Genomic DNA, 23,138 nt, shown 5'->3' with positions numbered 1-23,138 from the left:
TTACCCATACCCATGAAAAAAGTACTGACCCAATTTGCACTTTCCTGTCTGACCCTGGCCCTTTTCGCGGGGTGTTCGAAAGACAGCACCGATGAAAATCCGACGCCAACCGACAATGCCAAATACGTGCTGATGACGGATGTGGTGCAGTTTCAGGCGCCGGGCTATCTGACGGCTTTTAACGGGATGCCTTCCGGAAACATCGTTGATATTCAACCCAAATCGTTGCAGCTAACCCAGGCGTTTGGGTTTCGTACGTTCGGGAAATGGCTGTTCAACCGCGCCAATGCGGCTGGCGAAGTGGGCCTACAGAAGTTTACGGTGACCGACGACGGCAGTTTGAAAGACGAAGGGTTCATTGCTGGCGCAACCCAGTTTCTGGTGGTTTCCGAAACCAGCGGCTATTACCTCGACGAAACCCGGGGGACTCTCAAGCTGCAAAAATTCAATCCCACAACCATGCAGCGCACGGGCGAAATCGACCTGTCGTCGTTGCAAAAAGCGGGCGTCGAATACCAGGCGGTTGGCAAACACACGATTGCCGCCAAGGATGGAAAACTGTATGCCGGGATTACGTATGGCACGAAAGCGCAGCAGGGCTACGGCGATGATCTGTATAATTACGTGGAGTTTGCCGTGATCGACATGGCGACCGACAAGCTGGAAAAAACGATCCAATATGACGGCCAGAAAGGAATTGGCTGGGGTTCGTCCGCCAATAAAATGTGGACAATTGGCGACGATGGCGCATTGTATCTGTACAGCACCGGTTTGACCGACGGTTTTACGAACCCGGCCGTGATCCGCATCAAAAAGGGAGAAACGGATTTTGACCGGACCTGGAAACTGAAAGGGACGGATTTTCAGACGGCCATGGCGATCTCGATGGGCCTGGTCAAAGGCGGAAAATTTTACACAGAAATCCCATCCGAACCGCTGAAACCGGATTACAGCAACCTGACTGCGATCATCTGGGATTACTACGTAATCGATATGACGACCCTACAAAAAACGAAAATTGAAGGGATGCCGCAGCACCATTATTCGTATGCCAACGAGCAGGCCATCACCGAGATTGACGGAAAAATCTATTTCTGGGTGAAGAACAAAGACCAGAAAATCGACGGGTATTACGTGCTGGACGGCACCAAAGCCACGCAGGTCTTCAACAACACCCACGACGGTTTTACCTGGGGTTTTGCCAAGTTACAGTAAAACAAACAGTAAATCCGATCGGTCATGAGCAACGTAAAATCCATCCAAACCTGGTTTCAGATCCACAAATGGACCAGTCTGATCTGCACGGCTTTTCTGCTGATGCTGTGTCTGACGGGCCTCCCGCTGATTTTCCACGAGGAAATTGAAGAACTGGAAGGCAAACAACTGGCACCAACCCTGCCCGCCAGCACCCCCAAAGCGAGTCTGGACCGGCTGGTGGAAACCGGTCTGAAGCTGAATCCCACCAAGGTAATCCGGTTTCTGTTCTGGGATGAACACCAGCCCAATACGGTTTCGCTGAGCCTGTCGGATTCGGTCGATGCCCCACCCGATAACTACAAAATTGTGATTCTCGATGATCGGACGGCGCAGGTGCTGGAAGAGCCCAATTACCAGGAAGGGTTCATGTATGTGATGCTGCAACTGCACATCGATATGTTCATGGGCATCGGCGGTAAATTGTTTCTGGGGTTGATGGGCATCCTGTTTGTCGTAGCCATCATCTCCGGCATGATGCTTTACGGACCGATCATGAAGCGGTTTGAGTTCGGACTGGTGCGCACCGAAAAATCGACGCGGCTGAAATGGCTCGATCTGCACAACCTGCTCGGCGTAGTTACCATTGCCTGGGCGACGGTGGTCGGGCTCACGGGTGTCATCAACACGCTATCGGAGGTGGTGCTGGGCTTGTGGCAGGTAGGGCAGCTTTCCGAAATGACGGCCCCGTATAAAGACGCGGCCCCGTTGACCGGAAAACTCAGTTCGCTCGATCAGGCCTTTGCCATCGCCCGCAAAGCCGACCCCGGCATGGAACCGTATCTGGCGGCTTATCCGGGGACGGGCTTCAGCAGCAAACACCATTACGCCATTTTTGTCAAAGGCAAAACACCCCTGACCGAACGGCTGATCAAACCCGCCCTGGTCGATGCCAAAACCGGTAAACTCACCGACATGCGAACCATGCCCTGGTATGTCAACGCCCTGTTTATATCCCAACCGCTGCACTTTGGCGACTACGGCGGCTTACCCCTGAAAATTATCTGGGCGGTTTTCGATCTCATCACGATTGTGGTGCTCGGTAGCGGTTTGTATTTGTGGTTTGCGCGCAACAAAGCCACGCAGGCGAAAATTGCCCGACTCGGAAAGTCCAACTCGCAAAAGGCGGTTCAAAAGCTGGAAGATTCTGAAATACTGGCGCTGAGTGGCGGGAAAGGAGAGGGGTATGAATCGTGATTTCTGGCACATCTGGACCATTCCGCTCTTGCTGGCGTTGGTGAGCCTTTTTGGTTTGATCGTTGCCTTGATTGGCGACGGTTTTATGGATTTTCTTTCCTGGGTTTCGCTGGGGATTCCGTTGGTCGTCGTGGGCTGGTTTGTGAACCGGCCATCGACCAAACGCAGGGAGCATTAGGCCGGCGCCTGATCCGGGAAGGCGTTGCAGATGAACAAATCGGCACTTCTTCCCTTTTTGTTGATATATTTGCCCCGCAAAAAGCGAGATTTAAGGGAGCCGAACCGATTGAGAGTTGTTAAAGATACGTTATACAAGCTGATTGGTAGTCCGGACGGGTTCTCACTCGAAGCACGGATCTTCAGTGCCATTTGTGTACTGATTCTGGTTGTGATGGGATATAATATCCCGTTCAGCTTTTCCGTCGGACTGCCCGAAACCGGGTGGATCTGCACGGTGCTTTTTGGTGTTAGCGGTTTTGTCTACTACCTGACGCGGATCCGGAAAAAGTTTGTTGCCGCCCTCACGATTGCCGGGGTCACGATCACGATCCTGTTTGCAGTAAACTACTTTTTTAATTCAGGCATGAGCGGGGCTTCGCTCCTGAGCTTTACCATTACGTTGTTTTTACTCCTGATTGCCGGACCGTCCCGGCACTCCCTGTTCTGGGTTTTGTTCAATCTAACGATTGTACTTTCTCTGTTAACGATCGAATACCTGTATCCGCAATTGATTGTTGAAACCTATCCGACCCGGCTGGCGCAGACCGTCGATCTGGCTTCGACGTATAGCGTCAACGTTTTTTTTCTCTACTTTGGCACCCTCTTTTTTACCAAGGCCTACAAACTGGAACAAAAGCGGGTGGAGGAACGGTCGGTGGTGTTTGAGCGATTGAATGAGGAGAAGAACAAGCTCTTTTCGATTGTTTCGCACGATTTGCGGTCGCCCCTGGCTTCGGTTCAGCAGTATTTGGAGGCCTTAAAACAAATAGAACTCCATTCCGATGAGCGGAAAAAGATCGAATCGGAACTGTTGGTAGGCATTAATCATACGCAGGAAATGCTGGTAAACCTGCTGTCGTGGTCGACAGGCCAGATGCGGGGAACGACGGTTTCGCTGGCGCCGGTCAACGTCGGTGTGTGTCTGAAACCCATCATCGAAATTTACAAACCGCTGGCTGCTCAAAAAGAAATCCAACTGATATTCCGGGTCGATGGGTTGCCGAACGTGCTGGCGGATGGCAACCTGCTGCAACTGATTGTACGAAATTTGGTCGGGAATGCCATCAAATTTACGCCCACCGGCGGACAGATCACGATTGAAGCCACCCGGACCGATACGAGCGGTCTGATTACGGTGAAAGACACTGGTCGCGGCATTAAAGAAGCGGACAAGCCCCGGCTTTTTTCGCTGAAAGCCCAGCCCACCTTCGGAACCAACAACGAGCGGGGCGTCGGGTTGGGTCTTTTTCTCTGCAAGGAATATGCCGAAGCCCAGCAGGGAGCCATCTGGTTTGAAAGCCAAGAAAAGGTAGGAACTACATTTTTTCTGGCGTTGCCGTTGGCAATACAGGCAAAAAATTAACCTTCCAGGTGGTTTTTTATAAGTCTTTAATAAAACAAACGATGCGGTTGGCTTCGGTAAAACCGGTTTTTGTGTGGAAATCGATGCTTGCCCCATTCGTCAGTTCCGCATCGGAGGCAAAGTGTCGGCATCCGTTTCGTTTTCCCCATTCTTCGCCAAGACGCACCAATTCACGGCCAATGCCGCGCTTTTGATAAGCCGGTTTTACATAAATCGCTTCCAGGTAAGCCACAGGCGATTCGGTGGCACCTTCAACGTAATCGGTACGGATGGACAGATGGACGAAGGCGATGTAGCGTTCCTGCTCCCGGACGAGGTAACAGATTTCGGTCTCGGCATCCACGATGCTTGTATAGTAGTCATATTCTTCGTCAAACGTGCAGTCCGGCCAGAGTTCTAAAGCCAGTTCCGTTAGCGTTTTGACGGTAGCTATTGCCAGTGGTTCAATGATCATTGCGACGGTTTTCCAAAATTTTCAAGTGGACTGACGGTTGTCAGTCCGGATGTTGATGGTTAAAGATAGAAAACCTGACGGATAGTTGATTTAACAATGGCCTGAGTGGGAATGATAAACCACAACAGGAACGATTCATAAGAAAAAACCGGTGATCGATCGATCACCGGTTTGGCTTTTCAGTGTGAACAGAATTCAAAATTTTGAATTACCTGACCACTATCCGATGTACCCGGGTTTGGCCGCGCTCGGTTACCTGGATGACGTACATCCCGCTGGCTAAATCGGTGTGGATCAGGACGTTTTCGTTGGTGACCGACTTCGTGAACGAGAGGTTGCGGCCATCCACGGTCTTCAGCGTGATTTTGGCCGTTTGCGGTTCGTCCAGTTGCAGGGTGAAGGTGGAGCCTTCCACCGGATTCGGGAATACGCCATAGGCTCGGTCCAGAATGACGGAGCGAATCGGAAAGCGGGTGGTTTTACCGTCGATGTCCACCTGTGTCAATCGGTAATAGCTTGTTCCTCGGTAGGGAGCCTGGTCAACAATGCGGTAATTGCTGCGTTGTTCGCCCGGGGTTGTGCCTGCCACATCCTCAACCTGAGTCACTTTTTCAAACTTTCTCAAGTCAATGCTGCGTTCAACCACGTACATTTTGTTGTTGGTTTCCGAAGCCGTTACCCAGTTTACTTCCACCGTGACGGGCGACAGCGGTTTGACCGAAAAGCTGATCAGCGAAACCGGCAGAGGGGCAGCCGCCAGATTACAGCGGGCACCGTCGTTGAAACCGGAAGGAATGGAGGTTGACAAGTAATTGGCCGTGTTGGTCGTCGGATCGATGCGGAAGAACTTGCCGCTGCTGTTGGAAAAGACGTACAAGTTCCCATCGCTGTCGAGGAAAGACGCGCCAAAACCCGTCTCTGACTCGATGCCCCCGCCGGTGACGGCAACGGCCGAGGTCGTGGTAGCGCCCGTTGCGGGGTTCAGGGTCATCAGAAAACGGGAGCCGTTGACGATTGCGTGCAGTAAACCGTCGGCCGAGCTGTACGACCAGTCGGTCAGGGGCGTAATCGGAATTCCCGTCACAAAAGGAGCGCTGGTGGCCAGGGTGTAGCCCGAAGTCGGTTTTACGACTTGAAGATAGGTGGCCGGACGGGCCGGATTGATGTCGACGACGGTGTAGGCATCGGTATTGCCCTGGTAAAGAAACAGATAACCGTCACCCACCACGTCACCGACATTGTAGGAGTATCCCGGTAGGTTCGGAACGGTGAAGGCCGTTACCGTGCCGGCGGCATCGATTCGGACGATTTCGTTCGAGTTGGGCGCAAAACCCCACAGCATGTTGTCGACCGTGTTATAACCGATGGCATTGACGTTGCGGTCCAGGGTGGCCACATCCGTTCGTGTACCGGTAACCACGTCATATTCGTACAGGGTGGAAGCGGCCCCTCCGCTGCCGGCGGCCACCTGATAGTAGTTACCCGTACAGGAGAAAGGAACCGGTGTGGGGGCGGAAGTGACAGGGGCTGCGGAGCTGCAACGGGCGCCGTCGTTGAACCCGGAAGGCGTAGAAGACGACAGCAGGGTGGCGGTGTTGGCAGAAACATCGATCTTGTAGAACTTACCGCTGCCGTTGGCAAACACGTACAGATCGCCCGCGTTGTCGATGAAAGCCGCTCCAAAACCGCCGGGGGCATCGGCTTCAATGCCGCCACCGGTCACCGGCGTGGCTGCCGTCGTGATGGCTCCTGTAACCGGATTCAGGGTGGTGAGCAGAGCGGAGGTGTTGGCCAGCCCGTACAGCAGCCCGTCAGCAGGTTTGTAGGCCCAGTCACTCACCGGGATGGCCGCCGTAGGAATTCCGTAGGGCGAGACCGAGAACAGGTTGAAACCCGTGGTGGGATTGACGACCTGGAGATACGTTGCCGGGCGGGCCGGATTGATGTCGACGACAAAATAGCCGGAGCCATTCCCCTGGTAAAGAATTAGATAACCGTTGCCAATGATATCTCCCGTGTTGAAAGCTGCGGCTGGCAGGTTTGGAATGGTGAAGGCCGATACAGCCCCCGTGGCGTCGATCCGGACCACCTCGTGTGAATTGGTGTCATAGCCCCAGATCAGGTTGTCGAGCGTATTGTAGCCTATGGCATTGATGTTGCGGGTCAGGGCTGCGATCGTGGTTCGGACTCCGGTGCTCATTTCATAAGCATACAAGGTGGAGTTGCTGCCACCGCCCGGAGCCGATACCTGGTAACCTGATGTGCCACAGGTGAAAGGTGTTTGCGCAAGCAATTTTGTGGGCAGGAAAGAAACCAAAACCAGTGAGCAAAAGGGGTACAGGCGAGCCAGTCCTGAACGGGAAACGGTGGAATTGGAAAGTAGGCGGGGTAAAAACGGTTTCTGGTAAAAAGTGTGTATCATGCGTAAGTTGTTTTACACGAGAACTAGTAAACATGGAGTGTATATTCCCAGTAAAAGTACAACTTATGATGAACGATAAAAACGATACGCCAATTAAATGTATGATCAAGCAATTTTTCATATTGTAATGCAGTGATATGCAGAATGTATGGCTAATCATTTTTGGTTTTCAACCCGTCGAGTGCCTGATGGACTTTTAGTACGTAATCCGTCTGAATGACATCGAGGCCCATTTGAGCGGCTTTCTTATATTGCTCCGCATTTTCAAAAAAGCCGAGCGCATCCGAAAACACCTGAATGCCGTAGCCATGAATTTGCCGGATCAGCTCATGGGTGAGCGAAGGCCAGCGCACATCAAACGCATACGGACGAAGCTTTTCAATTTTGGCGGATAACTCATCGGCATTCTTTAACGATGGCATCAACTTCGCTTTCGGAGCAACCTGTTTCAAGGACGCTAAATAGTCGTCGGAGCCGTAGAAAACCGCATCGGCCAACACGCCAAACTCGGCTAATTCTGTCACTAACGGTTCTGGTGCAACGGCCTTGCAATCGACATACAGGTTTACCTTCGCAGCATGGCCGGTGTTCCAATCGCGAATCAACTGACAGACTTCGCTCAGGGTCGGAATTCGTTCGTCTTTAAATTTCTCATTAAAGCCTTTTCCGGCCGAAAGCTGCTTCACCTCCGCCAGCGTCAGGTTCTCGACCGGTCCCGAACCGGTGGTTGTTCGGTCAAGTTTGCCATCATGGAGGATGATCAACCGGCCGTCTTTGGTCGTTCGAACGTCAATTTCAATGTAACTAACCGGCATCGCCAAAACCGCCCGGAACGTCGCCATCGTGTTTTCCGGTGCCACGAGCGACGACCCCCGGTGGGCCGAAATGACGGGTTGGGCGTTAGTGGTATTCTGGAAAATGGCACCGAAGGCTAGAAGTAGAAATGGAAGTAGGCGCATCATTTCACGATTTTTAATTCATCTTTCACCTTCCCGTCCTGGTCAAAACTCTGATAGACCAGGGTTTTGCCATCCATTTTCAAGTGCTGGTACAGCGGTCCGTTTTTGTGCCGGATCACGGCGTATTTCTCGTCGGGCCAGACCTTGTGATCGCTCGGAATGCCAATGGAGATCGTGTAAATCGTACCCTGGGCCGGGGAGGAAACCGGTTTTTCGGCCAGCATCGGTTTGGTGCGCAGGTAATAATGAACGTGGCCGCTCATCACCATGTCGACGTGGTATTGATCGAACAGGCTGCACCATTCTTTACGGATGCCGGCGTAATCTTCTTCGAAATTATAGGGCGGGAAATGGAAAAAGGCAAACTTCCAGGTCGCTTTCGAATTCGCCAGTTGGTCTTTGATCCAGGCGGTTTGGACCTCGATCGGCGAGGTCGCGTCGATCATCAGAAAGAGGGCATTCTGGTACGTAAACGCATACGTCTGCTCCGTTGGAACGTCCGGCGATTTGGGGCCATTTTTCGGTAAACTGAACATTTCCTGATACATTCCCGCTCCCAAACCGTCCTGGCTGTCGTGGTTACCCGGAATCGGCATCAGCGGTTTTTGCTCGAAAATACCACCGGAATACTGCCACAATTCATCCCATTCATCGCGGTGCAAACCGGTGCTGACGAGGTCTCCGGCGATGGAATAAAAAGCAATTTCGGGGTGTTTTGCCAACGTCTTTTGGGCCATCGCCCCCCAATCCGGCGACTTGTGCGTATCGCCAAACCAGATGAACGAGAACCCTTCGGCGATGGCGCTCTGGGTCTTGAACGTGGCCGGTTTTGACCATTTGCCGGACGTCGAACCCACCCGATAGCCATACGAACCGCCCGGCTTCAGGCCGGTAATGTTCGCGGTAAACCGGTTGGCATACCGGTCATTCTGCAACAAGCGGTCTTCCATCCGAAATGCCGTCGCCGGAGCCGTCAACGTGTCCGTTGTGCTTGTTTGCCAGTATTTTACCAGCCCATCCGCAACCGGGACTGACGTCCGCCATTGCACATCCATCGTGCTCGTGGGATCACCGCTCCAGGTGAGCAGCACCTGATCCGGTTGGTCCGAAGATGGGGATATGGTTTTCCGAAACGCTCCCACCAGATGTGCTTCCCGCGCGCGTCCGCGAATGGTCTGGAAAAGCGTTTGTCCGCGCAACGATTCGGGCACTTCGGTTAGCGTCAGGTCACTCCAGTCGTGGTAGGTAAAGGCGCCCACCCGAATGGTGTCGAGCGTTTGGTGGGTTGGAAATACGTTGGAAATAATAACTTTTTCGCCCGCTTTCTGTGGCCCCACGCTGATGAAATAAACCGGCCGGTGTTTGTCGAATCCGTTGATACCCAGTTCTACCCGGCCAGCCGGGAAGGTTTTTTGCCAGACTTCATAGGTGTATTCTTCGTTTTTAACGACCCGGTCGGTTTTCTGAAAACCGCTGTCTTCCAGCCAGAACGGCAGTACCTTCTGCTCCTGATGGCGCATCAGCGAAACCGTCACCGGTACATCAACGTCGAAGGTCAAATACCGGGTCGCCAGGGCGGTTTTCTCCGCTTCGGTCAGAAACTGAAGTACATAGGCCTGGCTGATCGTGTCGAGTTGTTCCGGTTTAAGGGTTTGATACAGCCGGGTGACGGCCCCATCCATGACGTCTTTCACCGAGGCCGTGGATGGGTTGGAGGTGGTTCGGCAGGCTGAAAAGCTGAGTGAAAGAACGAAGAATAAGAAGGCGAATGTTGACTTCATTGGTCAGTATAAGAATATGTAACCGCTGTCAGGGTCTTCGACCGCTGACAGGGTTACGGCGCTCTGTCAGCGGCCAAAGGCCCTGACAGCGGCTAAAATGATTAAGTTGTCAAAACGAACTGGGTTTCAAAAATACTTCGTCATTGTCCGACACAAACATGCGCGTACTTTCGGTGTAGGTGCCGCCGTTGGGGTTGGCATATTTCAGGTCTACGTAAAAGGCGTGATACCCCGATGCTGGATAGGCTTCCGAAACGTCGACTTTGGCTTTGTTTTTAACACCCAGGCTTTTGCTCGTCCAGGTTTCATTCCGGAAATCGGTGTCCGGCGAATTGGCCGACCAGACAATCACATCGACCAGCGCATCCGCTGTAGTTTTGATCGACACATCGACGCCTTTTTTGGTACTCGTGGCATTCCACTTGCAAACGGGATACGGTTTTTTCGCCATCGTGATCCCGAAAAAAGCACCCAGTCCTTCGAAGGCCGACCTTCCATCGCCCAGGCTGTGACCGGCATTCGGCACGTAATGAATCAGGTTTTCACCCGGAATATCGTCGAAATAATTTTTGATGTTGTCCACCACCCAATATTCATCATTCGTGCCCATAAAAATCATCTTCGGCATCGTTAAATTCTTGCGGTACGAATACGGATCGACCATCGTATTGATCGCATTCCCACTCTCGGTTTTGGCAGTTTGCGGAATCCCGAGTTTGACATAATCTTCGATCTGAACGCTATAGTCTTTCCACACTTTGACCTGGTAATCCAGACTAACCGGCATGTTCAAAATGTCGATCACCATTGGAGCAATGGCCACCACCCGTTTGTCGTTGGCACCCGTTAACCAGGTGGTCCAGCCGCGTTTGGAAGCACCGGAAACCACAAACCGGGAGATGTCGTGCTTCAACGTTTGCTTCGAAAATTCCTGCACCGCGTCCATGGCTCGCACCGCACTTTTCACCATTGGAAACAGCAGGGGCCAGGAATAATCGCCGTCTTTTTTAAACTGATGGAGCGTGTATGAAATCAGGGCATCTTCCGTCAGGTTGTCATACAGCGGCTGGTTAGGAGCCTGTTTCAGCAGCGTAACAATCGCTTTGTTTTTGGTGGCAATGTCCACCAGACCTTTGATTACTTTATCTTCATGGCCTTTGGCATTCCAGTTGGGCTGTTCATTTTTGTTGGAACCGCCGGTAATAAACAGCAGCGAACCGTCGTAGTTATTTTCTTTCGGAACCAGAATGGTCATTTGATGCCGCCAGGTATGTTCGCGCCATTTCTGCGAGGTGAGCAGCAGGTTATAGGCTTTTACATCGCCCATTTCATACGAATCTTTGAGTTCCCATTGATACGTTTTGTCGCCATTGTTCAAATAACTTTGAAGGGCCGTAGCGGGCGTAATGGGTGCTTTTTTAGGGGAATCAAATGATAAAAAAGCCAGTGTTAAAAGCAGAAGAAATGGTGTTGTGAATCGTTTCATTCGTATAAGTGGTTTTTGGTTATTCGGGGTTTAAGGGTATTTTTTTATTCTGGTTTCGGGCATTCCGACACGGTTTTTAACGCCTGTTCCATGTAAATTTCGCCGGTCATTTCGCCCAGGCTGGTTCGGCTGATGTACTCATACCGTTTGAAACTATTGAAATCGACTTTGGTGAGCATGTAGCCGAATGCGTCGTTCGTTAAGCCAAACAGAAACGGAAATTTGGTGTTCATGTGCCGTTTGACGTAATACCCAATATTCGGCAAGGCTTCCCCCGGAACCGTCAGAATCTGGGCCGGACCAATGTTCAGCAAATTCAGTTGGGTGGTCACTTTGTCAGAACCGGTGAGTTTATACACCAACGGTGAGTTTTTGATGATGTATTTCATCATATCCGACTCAATCGGAAATTCGACCATGCGGGTCGCACAATAGACCGATGGATTTTCGAGTGTGGGGGCCGTTCCGACGATCCGCAGGGCTTCGTCGCCCAGCAGTTCACCAATCCGGATGCATTCTTCCCAGGTGTTGGCTTCAGTTCCGCCCTCCCGCCGGACGTCCGCCGTAACCATTCCGCCCTGCGCGCCGTTCATAAAAATCGCCATGCCCCCGGTTTTCGACTCAATTTTGTCGTACAAGGGGCCGCACAGATCCGGACTCAAAATGCCGCGTCCCGACCCGATCACCTCGGGGTGGATGGCGTAATTGACCAGCGTCACAATCGGTTTCCCTTTGTTGGCTCCTGCGGAAGCGATGGCCTGAATGACCCCGCAGCGCGGATCGTACAAGTCGGCCGCGTAATAATTAAACGCAATTTTCCCTTTCGCTTCACCCACTGCCACTTTCAGACTCGCCGGTTGCAGGTTCTTAACGGCTTCTTCAACGGCTTCGGCAATCTGGGCCACACATTTCTCCAGATAGGGCAAATCCGCCAACGCCTTGCCCGACTGATCCGGAAAACCGTAGGCATCCGGGCCGCTGTGGGTGTGCGTGGCCCCGATCAGCACGTTGCCGGGCGGCACACTTTTGATCAGCGCCCGGGATTTATTGCCCAAAACCGAAGGCCAGCCGAGGTTATCGACGCTGACGATGGCAATCCGGGTGGCGCCTTTTTCGAGCACAAACGCCCGAACGAACAGGTCTCCCTTTTTCTCCGTCGCTTTTTTAGGCGTACCAATCCCGCCGGAAATGGGCAACAGCGGATTCGGCGTAATCACCCGCAAAGCCGCCCCCGCCCGAAATTGCTGCGCGTTAGCGGAAACCGTTGAAATTAGAAATACGAACAGGAAATAAAACGTCTTTTTCATCGATAATTTCTTCCCAAAATCGGATTACAAATCCCGGACAGGCGGGATCGGGATTTTCAAATCCCGATCAGCCCGCCGTCTCTATTCTCTTGTCTACCCTCTTGTCTCTCAAAAAACTACCACGGTTTTCCGGTGCCTTGCAAAACCCACGGTTTCGACCAGGGGCTGTTTTTGCCATCGGCTTCCGAGTTGGGCGTCAATTCCAGGCGGCCGAGTGCGGCATCTGAATTGGCTTTGTTCAGATTCCGCTCATCGAGCATGTAATAAAACCGGACGGGCAGCACCTTGCGTTTGGCGTTAGGGCCGGTTTTGAGTTCGGGAAAACCGGTCCGGCGGTAGTCGAACCAGGCTTCGGTGGCGGCTGTCCAACTGGCAATCCACTTCTGCTCGATGATCTGCTTCTGGGTTCCGTTGTAAGCCACGTCTTTCTGGGCGACGTAGGTCGGGTAAGCACTGGCCAACCCCCAGGTTTCGAGGGATGTTTTCACCCCGGCTTCGTAGCGGGCTTTGGCATCACCGGCGGCCCAGCCTTTCTGGGCGGCTTCGGCCAGGATGAAGTTCACCTCCGACGCCGACATCAGCCGGGCTTTCAGCAAAGGCCCTTTGGCGGCTTTATAGATGTCGTTCAACCACGAAACGTGCGGGTTTTTAGCCGCCTGTTCGGCCGTCGGGCTCAGGTTATAAGCCGAGCCGCCGACAATGGAGGTTGGCAGACCAACATACGAGGGATTGGTATTGACTTCTTTTCCCACCACCATGTCAGGGGAGAGATACCGTTTGCCATCGATAATTTTGTCGGTTTTTGCCGGAAGTGTGGCGTCCACCACCAGTGGAATCTGCACTTTATTGGCCCAGATCGCCAGCCGGGGGTCGTTGACCGCCAGCAGGGCTTTGACGAAGGTATCGCTCATTTTTAACCGGCGGTAATTGCTTTCGCTGGCGTCGTAGGTTGCGTTGGCCGGCCACGAATCGTCGTTGCTGTTGCCCGCAAAGGCCATGGCCGCATCGTCGGCCGAAGCCGTAATGATCGGATATTGCGTGGCGTTGGCGACGATTTTTTCAATACCGGCTTTGGCCACATCCGGTTTTTTAGACGAAATCCGCATATAGTACCGCAGGGCGAGCGAGTTGGCGAGTTTCCGCCATTTGGTTGGGTCGCCTTTGTAATACACATCGGCAGCGTCAGCGTTACTCGTATAAGCACTTTTAGCTTTGGATAACAGGGTGTTGGCTTTTTCCAGATCGGCCAGAATGCCGGTGTAAATGGCTTCCTGCGTATCGAAAACCGGGAATGTATTGGCCGCACCCCCCGCTTCTCCTTTCAGCGCCTGGCTGTAGGGCGCATCGCCCCAGAGGTCGGTAATGAGTCCGAACAGCATGGATTTCATGACGAGTGCAATGCCTTGGTGGAGTTCGAAATTGAGCGTTACTGAGCGGTCGTAGACGTACTGATTATTCCGCAGAATGTCGTAATAGCTGCTCCAGCTTTGGCTGCCACCCCAGTCGTAATCGTTGTGACCACCGCTCCAGCCGTCTTTCTGGGTATGTTGCATCACCCCGGCAATGTCCTGATAGCCCAGGTTTACGAAGGCTTTTCCTGCTTCGGTCAGGACGGTTGAGAGCACCAGATTCGGGTGCGCCGTTGTGGGCTCAACCCCGTTGGGATTGACATTCAGGTCCGTGAGATCCTTGCAGGAAATGACCGTCAGGGAAAACAGAACAACGAGACTGATAACTTTATGCGTGACAATTTTCATGGTTTTTGAGAAGATCGGGTTGCTTAAAATGTTAAACCAAGCCGGAAGCCCACCGGAATAACCCAGGGCGTGACATTATACCGTTCAATGCCCTGCTTAAACTGAATCCCGGAGCTTTGGACGCCGGATTCGAGCTGGAAAGCCATTTCGGGATCGATGCCGATCTTGGCGGCTGTCCACAGAATGATGTTCCGGCTGTAGACCGAAACGTTCGCATTTTGCAGCCCGATTCGTTTGACAAAACTCTGCGGCAGATCATACCCGAACGATACTTCACGGAGTTTGAGGAACGACGCATCAAACGTTACCGCCCGCGAGAACGCCCAGGAGGTTGAACCGGCAAACGGCAGCATCAGGGTGCCGGGGCCGCCCAGGTTTTCCTTATAGCCGGTTGGTTTGCCATTTTCGTCGTAGCCGGTTGCCACCACGCCCGGAATGAACACCCCGCCGTGGGGGAGGGTGTAAGGGCCGTACTTGAACGGATAACCGTTGTAGTCGGGGGTAGGGCCACCCACCAGCGGGAAGTTATTGCCATTGATCAGAATCATTTTGTCCTGATTGGCCACGAGGTAGTTACGGAGCGCATCACCGGTCAGGCCGTTGGGGTTGATGAGTTTATCCAGAAACAACTGCGAGCGGCCGTCTTCTTCGCCGTAGCGGTAGGTTTGCGAGACAAAATCCCCGCCATTCCGCCAGTCGAACGTCATGTTCAGGCTGAAGCCGCGGTAGCTGAGCGACGTTTGCATACCCAGAATAAAGCGGGGGTTGAAATTCCCGATTTTGTTCTTGGTGTTGATGGCGTCGATAGACTGCCACTTGCCGGTCTGATCCAGAATGGGATAGCCGTAGTAGGGTGAATTTTTGTCTTCCACCGTAACGACTTTGGCATCGTATAAATCGCCGATTTCATCACCCACATACGTCCAGGCACCACCTTTGGCGTCGGTCCAGAGCGTGAAGTAGGGGAGGTCGTCTGACAGTTTTTTGATGGTGGTCCGGTTGCGGGTCAGGTTGGCGTTGAGGTCCAGTCGCCAGCCGTTCTTTTCCAGAGGGGTTCCGCCCAGCGTTAGCTCTATTCCTTTGCTGACCAGCAAACCGGCGTTGATGTTTTTCAGGGTATAACCCGATGACGGCGGTAGTTTGGTGCTCAGAATCTGGTTGCGGTTTTCCGATACGTAATAGGTGGCACCGGCCCGCAGGCGGTTTCGGAACAGATTCACATCAAGGCCAAACTCCGTAGAGGTGGCAATTTCCGGCTTCAGGTCCGAAATGAGCAGCGTGCCCGGCACGTTCAGGCGTGGAATGCCGTCCCAGCTTCCGGCGTTGCCCAGTGTGCTGAGCAGCATATACGGATTGGCGTCGTTGCCCACCTGCGCAATTCCACCCCGCAGTTTCAGCAAACTGATGGTGTTGGAAACCGGCAGAATTTCATTCAACAACACGCTCAGCGAAGCCGAGGGGTAGAAGTAGGAGCGGTTGGCGGCTGGCAGCGTACTCGACCAGTCGTTGCGGGCCGTCAAATCCAGGTACACCATGTCTTTGAAGCTCAGGTTGGCCAGACCATACAGGCTGTAGATGCCGCGTTCGAATTTTGTGCTGCTGTAGTCAAGGTTGGCTGGGGCAATGTTCTGAATGGTGAAAACACCCGGAACGATCAAACCGGTGCCGTTGCGGGTGGCGTTGGTGAGGTTCGAGCCTTTCTGGTGGCGGTAGTTCCCCCCCGCCGAAACCGATAGGCCAAAGTTGCCAATGTCTTTCTTGTAGGTGGCCAGAAAGTCGGCGTTGCTTTCGAACGAACCGATGTTGATCAGACCGTAGGCTCCCCGCGGATCGTTGGTGTAGCTGTTGGCGATCTTGGTTTCCCGTTGTTCCTGGTAGGTGTCGAGCGAATACCGGCCCATGAAGCTGATGTCCTTCGTGATTTGCCAGTCGGCGCGTAGGTTCCCAAAAACGCGGTCGCGGGTGAAACCATTGTTGATTTCGTTCGCCAGAAAATACGGGTTGTTATAAATTCCGTTATACTGTGTACGTTGCTGCAGACCTTCCTGGCCCGGCATCCAGTAGTTTTTCAGTTCGAGCAGGTCGATGTGGGGCGAAGTGTTGTATGCCGCCTGCAACGGATTGGAACCCCGGTTTCCGGCGGGGCGGTTGTTGGAGTTGTTGCGGCTGATGTCGATGTTGGTGCTCATCCGCAGTTTCTCGCTGAGTTTGAGCGACGAACTGAAATTCAGCGTGTTTTTAAACAAATCCGAGTTGGGAATAATCCCCCGGTTTTGCATGTTTGAATACGAAATCCGGTACGTAATCTGGTCGGTGCTGTTGGCGATGGAAATCCCATTGGTGGTGGTGATACCGGTCTGAACGAAGTTCCTGACGTTGTTTTTGTGCGATACCAGCGGCAACGGAATCGGTTTTCCGTTGGCATCCAGCGGGCTGTTCCACTGCACTTCTTCGTAGCCTTTGTCCAGGGCTGCGCCATAAGTCGCGCCGATTTCCTCCTGAATCAGCTTGCCAAACGGATTGGTCAGCGGGTTTTTGCTGATGGAAACCGGAATGGCCGAATACTGCCCCGAGCCAAAACTGGTTTGCCATTTCAGAAACTTGTACGGTTGGTCGAACACCGTATTCGAGGTAATCGTTACCGTCAGCTTTTTGACTTTGGAGCCGTTTTTGGTCGTGATCAGCACCACGCCGTTTCCCGCTCGCGTGCCATAGAGTGCGGCTGCGCTGGGTCCTTTCAGGATCGAAATGTTCTCGATGTCGTCGGGGTTCAGGCCCGAAATGGCATTGCCATAGTCGACCCGGTTGTCGTTCCCGACCTGGCTGACGTTGTTGAGCGTGTTGGCAATCGGCACGCCGTCGACCACAAACAGCGGCTGGTTGTCGCTGCTGAGCGATTTGGCACCCCGGATCACCATGCTGACCGACGAGCCGGTTCCGCCGGTGGCGCTGATGTTAACGCCAGCTACTTTGCCGGCCATGCTATTGAGCACGTTTTCCTGAACGACGCGCGTGAGGTCTTTGCCGTCAATTTTTCCAACCGCGTAGCCCAGCGAGCGTTCTTCGCGTTTGATCCCGAGGGCCGTCACCACGGCTTCCTGCAACATTTCCGCATTTTCGGTCATCGTTACGTCGATGGTGCTGCGGTTGCCAACGGTCACTTCTTCAGTTTTGTAACCGATGAAGGAATAAATCAAAACCGGATTGGTACCGCTGACCTCCAGCGAATACCGGCCATTGTTGTCACTGGTGGTTCCGAGCGTGGAGCCTTTGATGAGCACATTGACGCCGGGAATGGGGGAATTGTCGGTGCCCAGCTTGATGGTGCCGCTTACCCGCCGGGATTGTTGCGCCCGGGCCGGAGCGAGAATCATCCCCAGCAACCATGTGGTGACAAACAAACACTGGAGCGTTTTCGAAAAAATAGAGGTTCGGTTCATAGTTTTTGCATAAGAGTTTACAGAAAAAGAGAAAAGAGGAGTTACGAAATTGAGTATACGGTTTATAAAAATAAAGTGCTGAAATATAAATAATTTACGTGAAAAAGGGTGGATCCTGTCCACCCTTTTCAATTTGTTCAAGGTAATTTAATCACCAGGGTTTGCCGGTTCCCTGAATCACCCAGGGTTTGGCCCATTGGCTGTTTTTGCCCCGTATTTTAGTATGGGAATTTTCTTCCAGTTTGCTCAGTGCACTCGTCACATTGGCGTTGTTGTAGTTGGTTTCGTTATCGCCGTAAATGAAACGCACCGGCAATACATTTTCAGCCGCAGCCGGTCCGGGTTTAAAGGCGGGCAGGCCGGTTCGGCGGTAATCGAACCAGGCTTCGGGAGCCGCCGTCCAACTGGAAATCCATTTTTGATCCATAAGTTGGGCCAGGGTATTATCGAATTTCACCCCGGCAGTGGCAATGTAGGTGTTGTATTGCGTTCCCACACCCCAAGTTTCGAGCGAATTTTTCACCCCGGCGTTGTAGTGGGTTTCGGCACTTCCAACCGCCCAGCCTTTCATGGCCGCTTCGGCCAGGATGAACGAGGTTTCGGAAGCCGACATCAGCCGGGCTTTCAGCAAACCGCCACTGCTTCCGCGATAGAGTTCGGCAAGTTGCGAAACGTGCTGATTTTGAACAACTTGTCCCGTCGTAGGATTGTAATTGTACGAGCTTGGGTCAATCAAACCGGGCGGAACACCCACGTATTCACGCGTATCGATCGCTACGGAGAAGGTGTTGGGGTTGAAGTTCCGGGTAAACTTCGTACCGGCTTTCACCAGGGGCAGGAAGGCGGCATCAGTCAGCGAAACCGTACCCGTCTGAATCACCCCGTTTCGGCGGATAAACGGATCGACCGGGGTAGCAAGGGTCGGATCAGCCACCCACTGCACGTAAACCGGCGCAATCCATACTTTCAGACGCGGATCGTTGAGTTGCAGCAGTTTGTCGACCAGCGGTTTAGCGGGTTTCCGACGACGGTATTCCGAGGGGTCGGCTTCAAACGCAACGGCACCGGGCCAGGAGTTGGCGGCAGTGGCACCAATGTAGTCCATGACGGCATCTTCGCTGGGGCTTTTGATATAAATACCGGAGCTGTAAACGCTCTCGATCCCGGCTTTGGCAATGTCTGGCAATTTGGCCGAAATCCGCATGTAATACCGCAGCAGCAGCGAGTTGGCAAACTTGTGCCAGTTGGCCGCATTGCCCTTGTAGAACACATCGTAGTTGGTCAGATAGCCCGTTGTTTCGCCGGTGGCAAACAGGGCAGAAGCGGCCTTCAGATCCTCGATAATACCCTTGTAAATTACCTCCTGGCTGTCATACGTCGGCAGGATGTAGTCGTTAGACAAGTTGCCCTTCAAGGCATTGGTGTAAGGCGCATCGCCCCAGAGGTCGGTGATCAGCCCGAAAATGTAGGCCTTCATGGTCAGAGCCACACCCTGATGGAATTTAAAGCCCAGTTCTGACGCCCGCTGATACAGAAACTCGTTGTTACGCAGCAGGTTATAATAATTGCTCCAGTCGTTGGGCGTCCAGTCGTAATGGTTATGTCCGCCAAACCAGCCGTCTTTCTGGGTGTGCTGCACAACCCCGGCAATATCGCCGTAGCCAAGTCCCAGATAACTGGTTGCCAGGCCGGTAGTGACCGTTGGCATCAACATGTTTGGGTTGGCCGTAGCGGGGTCAACCACATTGGGGTTTTCATTCAGTTCGGTCAGTTGTTCTTCGCAGGAGGAGAACAGGAACATCGCCAGAATGAAAGCCGCTTTGGAAAAAAGGTGAAATCGTTTCATGGTAAATAAGATGTTGTTACGATTACAGACTGAAGCCTACTTTAAAGCCAACCGGAATGGTCCACGGCATGACGTTCTGCAATTCGATGCCTTGACGGAACCGGCCACCATCGGCCTGGAAAGCCCGTTCGGGATCGATCCCGATTTTAGCCGCCGTCCACAGAATAATGTTCCGGCTATAGACCGAAATGTTGGCATTGCGCAGTCCGAACAGTTTCGGAATGTTGTAGCCCAGGGAGATTTCCCGCAGTTTGACAAACGAAGCGTCGAAGGTGATCTGCTGGTTAAAGCTCCAGGGGTAGGTGTCGGTGATCGGGTAAATGTTGGTGCCGGTGCCGCCCAGGTGTTCGGTATACGTGCCATCGGCATTCTGGATTACGCCCGGAATAAAACCGCCGTCGTATTCAAGCACACCGTCGCCGTTGGAATCGAAGCCCATACCACCCGTTGCCTGCGTATGCCCCCCGACGCGCGGGAAGTTGCCGTTTTCGGGGATGATGTATTTTTCCGGATCCGACTTGAGCAGGTTTACCAGGTCCGTCGATGACATCGTTCCACCCGGAATCAGGTTGTCAAGCTGCCGTTGTGACCGCCAGTCCGACTCGCCGTAGCGGTAGGTATACGATTGGAAGTTGCCTCCGCTCCGCCAGTCGAAGCTGGCATTCAGCGTAAAGCGTTTGTAGGAAAGCGATGCCTGCATCCCCATCATAAACCGGGGGTTGAAGTTGCCGACTTTCACCCGCTTATCCCGGTCATTGACGGCTGTCCATTCGCCGTTGCGGGTCAGGATTGGCCAGCGGTAATACGGCGAAGAGGCATCCTGCACCGTGGCAAAACCCCGGCTGTAGAGGTTTCCGATTTCTTCACCCACGAAGGAGAAGGCACCCCCGTTGTTGTCGTCCCACAATTGGTAGAAATCGATACCCGGTGCCAGTTCCTTGATGGTCGTCCGGTTGCGGGTGAAGTTGACGTTCAGATCCAGGTTCCAGCCGTTGGCACTCTTGATGGGTGTTCCGCCCAACACGATTTCCCAGCCTTTGCTCACCAGGGCCCCGGCGTTGATCAGCTTGCTGCCAAACCCCGAGGAGGTGGGCGTCGTAACGGTCAGAATCTGGTTTTTGTTCTCGGCGTTGTAATACGTTCCGTCGAACCGCAGGCGGTTATTGAACAGATTCAATTCCACCCCGAATTCAGTCGAGGTTTGAATTTCCGGTTTCAGTTGCGGGTTCAGCAGAGTTCCCGACACATTGGTCGTAATCAGGCTTCCCCACGAACCGGTTCCCAACGCCGGAACCAGCCGGTAGGGGTCGGTGTCGTTCCCGACCTGTGCGATGTTGGCCCGGAATTTCAGCAATGAGATTTCAGATGGCAGGTTGAAGGTATAGTTGGCCAGCCAGCTCAGCGAAGCCGAGGGGTAGAAGTAGGAGCGGTTAGCGGCCGGCAACGTACTCGACCAGTCGTTCCGGGCCGTCAAATCCAGGTAAAGCTGGTCTTTGAACCCCAGCGATGCCGTTCCCAGCAAACTGTAAATAGCCTTCTCGTACGTGCTGTTGGAGAATTGCAGGGCGGTATTCGGAATATTGGAAATCCGGTACAGGTTCGGGATGGTCAGGATGGCTCCGCCCATGTAGGAATCGCGGTAATTTTGCTTCATGACGTTTCCACCGCCGGAGATGCTCCAGTCGAAATCGCTGATTTTCTTGCGGTAGGTCACCATGGCGTCGGCATTGGTTTCATACCGGGCAATGTCCTGCAGGTAATAGCCACCATTCCGGCCCCGGGAGTAGCTCCAGGGAATTTTGGTTTCCCGGTTTTCGGCAAACTGGTCGTGCGAAACCCGGGCGTAAGCCGACAGTTCGGGCGAAATGGTCCAGTCGAGTTTGATATTTCCGAAAACGCGATCCCGTACAAAGCCGTTGTTGAGGGCATAGGCCAGAAAATACGGGTTATCGCCGTTGGAAGAAACCGACCGCTGTTGAATTCCTTCGCTCCCCGGCACCCAATAGTTGGTCAATTGACGAACATCGACGTGTGGATAGAGGTAAACAGCCTCGAGCGGGTTAGCACCCCGGTTGTTGGTGGAAGGGCGGTTGTTCGATTTCGACCGAACGAAGTTGAGGTTCGTGCTCAGTTTGAAATTTTTGCTGATGTCGAACGCCACCGCCGTTGCCAGCGAATTCCGGAATAAGTCCGAGTTCGGAATCAGGCCCTTGTTCGTCATGTTATTGAACGAAATCCGGTAGGTTGTTTTGTCCCCTGAACCCGCCAGTGCAATGTTATTGGTTGACGTAATCCCGGTTTCCAGGAAGTTCTTCATGTTGTCCTTGTACGACACCAGTGGTGTAGCCACCTTGTTGCCATCGGCACCCACTGGGCTGTTCCACTGAACGGCGTTGATGCCGGCATCGAGCGCCGGGCCACCCCAGTAGGCCGAGCTTTCGTCCAGGCGGTTATTGCGGTCGCCGTTGCCGTATTTATAGTGAAAATCCAGGTAGCGGTAGGGCCGTTCAAACACATTGCTGGTCGAGAAGGTGATGCCGACGCCTTTGCCTTTGGTGCCTTTTTTGGTCGTTACCAGAATAACCCCGTTCCCGGCGCGTGAGCCATACAGTGCGGCTGCGCTGGGGCCTTTCAGCACCGATATACTTTCGATATCTTCCGGGTTCAGGTCGGAGATGGCGTTCCCGTAGTCGACGTTGTTGCGGTCGCCCATGGAGCGGAGGTTGTTCAATCCGTTGGCCACCGGCACCCCGTCGATGACGAACAGCGGCTGGTTGTCGCCCGTCAGAGATTTGGCTCCCCGGATCACAACGCTGATGGAGGAACCCACCCCGCTGGTCTGGTTAATGGCAACCCCCGGCACCCGACCCGCCAGCGAGTTCATGGCATTTTCCTGCGTTACATTGGTAAGATCGTTTCCTTTCAATTCAGGAACAGCGTAGCCGAGGGACCGTTTTTCGCGTTTGATCCCGAGGGCCGTCACAACGGCTTCATTCAGTGTTACACCGCTTTCGGTCAGCGTCAGGTCAACCGAGCTGCGGCTTCCGACAGCAATTTCCTGGGTCTCAAAACCGATATACGAAAAAACCAGTACCGGATTTGAACCCGTTACATCGATGGTATACTGGCCGTTTCCGTCGGTGTTGGCACCGGTTTGCGAGCCTTTCAGCACCACGTTCACACCGGGCAGGGAAGCGCCGTCGACGCTGGACGTTACCCGGCCACTCACTTTGCGGCCCTGCTTGACCTCACTCGGCTCCGATGGCTGGCCGGAACGTTTCCGAATGACGATGTTTTTGTTTACTGCTTTGAATTCCAGTGCCGATTGTTGGGAAATGCTGGCCAGGATGCTTTGTAAATTGTTGCCATTCTCGATTTTGACACGCTTTTCGAGTTCACTTTTCAAGTTGTCCTCATACAGAAATACATAACCGGTGATTTTGGTAATTTTACCGATGATTTTCTGGATCGATCCTTCCTCCCGGACCAGGGATATTTTAACGTTTTCCAGATCGATTTCCGGTCGATCTGCCCATGCTGCCGAGAAACACAACCCCGCCAACAGTGCTACTGTACACAAATGCCTTAACATTCGTGGAATAATAGAGTTCGAGTTCATAGAAGTATTAATTAAGTAGGAATTATCTGTAGAT

14 protein-coding genes are annotated in these 23,138 nt (G+C 53.1%); 4 read left to right on the top strand and 10 right to left on the bottom strand.

The window, feature by feature from the left end:
- The first annotated feature begins 12 nt into the window (after positions 1 to 12).
- The 4 genes from ACS5NO_RS27180 (at position 13) to ACS5NO_RS27165 (ending at position 4,033) form a co-directional block, all read left to right on the top strand.
- Positions 13 to 1,215 carry a DUF4374 domain-containing protein gene (locus tag ACS5NO_RS27180; protein ID WP_439418045.1) on the top strand — a complete coding sequence of 401 codons (1,203 nt, stop codon included), beginning with the start codon at positions 13 to 15 and terminating at the stop codon, positions 1,213 to 1,215.
- A 24-nt stretch (positions 1,216 to 1,239) separates the two neighbouring features.
- Positions 1,240 to 2,451 (top strand): PepSY-associated TM helix domain-containing protein, encoded by a 1,212-nt coding sequence (locus tag ACS5NO_RS27175; protein ID WP_439418044.1) that lies wholly within the window; start codon positions 1,240 to 1,242, stop codon positions 2,449 to 2,451.
- Positions 2,441 to 2,629, top strand: coding sequence for a hypothetical protein (locus ACS5NO_RS27170; RefSeq protein ID WP_439418043.1), 189 nt, complete (start codon positions 2,441 to 2,443; stop codon positions 2,627 to 2,629). The genes ACS5NO_RS27175 and ACS5NO_RS27170 overlap by 11 nt, the downstream gene beginning before the upstream one ends.
- Before the next feature lie 108 nt (positions 2,630 to 2,737).
- On the top strand, positions 2,738 to 4,033 hold the full coding sequence (locus ACS5NO_RS27165) for a sensor histidine kinase (RefSeq protein WP_439418042.1): 1,296 nt from the start codon (positions 2,738 to 2,740) through the stop codon (positions 4,031 to 4,033).
- 16 nt (positions 4,034 to 4,049) lie between these two features.
- Here ACS5NO_RS27165 and aac(6') read toward each other — a convergent pair whose 3' ends face one another.
- The 10 genes from aac(6') to ACS5NO_RS27115 form a co-directional block, all read right to left on the bottom strand.
- Complete coding sequence (aac(6'), locus tag ACS5NO_RS27160) at positions 4,050 to 4,487, bottom strand: aminoglycoside 6'-N-acetyltransferase (RefSeq protein ID WP_439418041.1); 438 nt, start codon at positions 4,485 to 4,487, stop codon at positions 4,050 to 4,052.
- A 208-nt stretch (positions 4,488 to 4,695) separates the two neighbouring features.
- Positions 4,696 to 6,909 (bottom strand): DUF6923 family protein, encoded by a 2,214-nt coding sequence (locus tag ACS5NO_RS27155; protein WP_439418040.1) that lies wholly within the window; start codon positions 6,907 to 6,909, stop codon positions 4,696 to 4,698.
- 152 nt (positions 6,910 to 7,061) lie between these two features.
- Entirely contained in the window at positions 7,062 to 7,868 is an 807-nt protein-coding gene (locus ACS5NO_RS27150) for a glycerophosphodiester phosphodiesterase (protein WP_439418039.1), read from the bottom strand.
- Positions 7,868 to 9,649, bottom strand: a complete 1,782-nt coding sequence (locus ACS5NO_RS27145; RefSeq protein WP_439418038.1) for a purple acid phosphatase family protein — start codon at positions 9,647 to 9,649, stop codon at positions 7,868 to 7,870. The genes ACS5NO_RS27150 and ACS5NO_RS27145 overlap by 1 nt, the downstream gene beginning before the upstream one ends.
- Before the next feature lie 109 nt (positions 9,650 to 9,758).
- Entirely contained in the window at positions 9,759 to 11,135 is a 1,377-nt protein-coding gene (locus ACS5NO_RS27140) for a PhoPQ-activated pathogenicity-related family protein (protein WP_439418037.1), read from the bottom strand.
- 44 nt (positions 11,136 to 11,179) lie between these two features.
- Entirely contained in the window at positions 11,180 to 12,442 is a 1,263-nt protein-coding gene (locus ACS5NO_RS27135; RefSeq protein WP_439418036.1) for a hypothetical protein, read from the bottom strand.
- A 116-nt stretch (positions 12,443 to 12,558) separates the two neighbouring features.
- The gene (locus ACS5NO_RS27130) at positions 12,559 to 14,199 is read right to left on the bottom strand and encodes a SusD/RagB family nutrient-binding outer membrane lipoprotein (protein ID WP_439418035.1); all 1,641 of its coding nucleotides are present in this window, start codon (positions 14,197 to 14,199) and stop codon (positions 12,559 to 12,561) included.
- A 23-nt stretch (positions 14,200 to 14,222) separates the two neighbouring features.
- The gene (locus tag ACS5NO_RS27125; RefSeq protein ID WP_439418034.1) at positions 14,223 to 17,639 is read right to left on the bottom strand and encodes a SusC/RagA family TonB-linked outer membrane protein; all 3,417 of its coding nucleotides are present in this window, start codon (positions 17,637 to 17,639) and stop codon (positions 14,223 to 14,225) included.
- A 151-nt stretch (positions 17,640 to 17,790) separates the two neighbouring features.
- On the bottom strand, positions 17,791 to 19,485 hold the full coding sequence (locus ACS5NO_RS27120; protein WP_439418033.1) for a SusD/RagB family nutrient-binding outer membrane lipoprotein: 1,695 nt from the start codon (positions 19,483 to 19,485) through the stop codon (positions 17,791 to 17,793).
- Between the two features lie 22 nt (positions 19,486 to 19,507).
- Positions 19,508 to 23,104 (bottom strand): SusC/RagA family TonB-linked outer membrane protein, encoded by a 3,597-nt coding sequence (locus ACS5NO_RS27115; protein ID WP_439418032.1) that lies wholly within the window; start codon positions 23,102 to 23,104, stop codon positions 19,508 to 19,510.
- Between the last annotated feature and the right edge of the window lie 34 nt (positions 23,105 to 23,138).

The sequence above is a fragment of the Larkinella fluvii genome, assembly GCF_051857545.1.
Lineage (GTDB): Bacteria > Bacteroidota > Bacteroidia > Cytophagales > Spirosomataceae > Larkinella.
The sequence above is the reverse complement of the archived record's forward strand: the minus strand, read 5'-3'. Positions and strand labels throughout refer to the sequence as shown.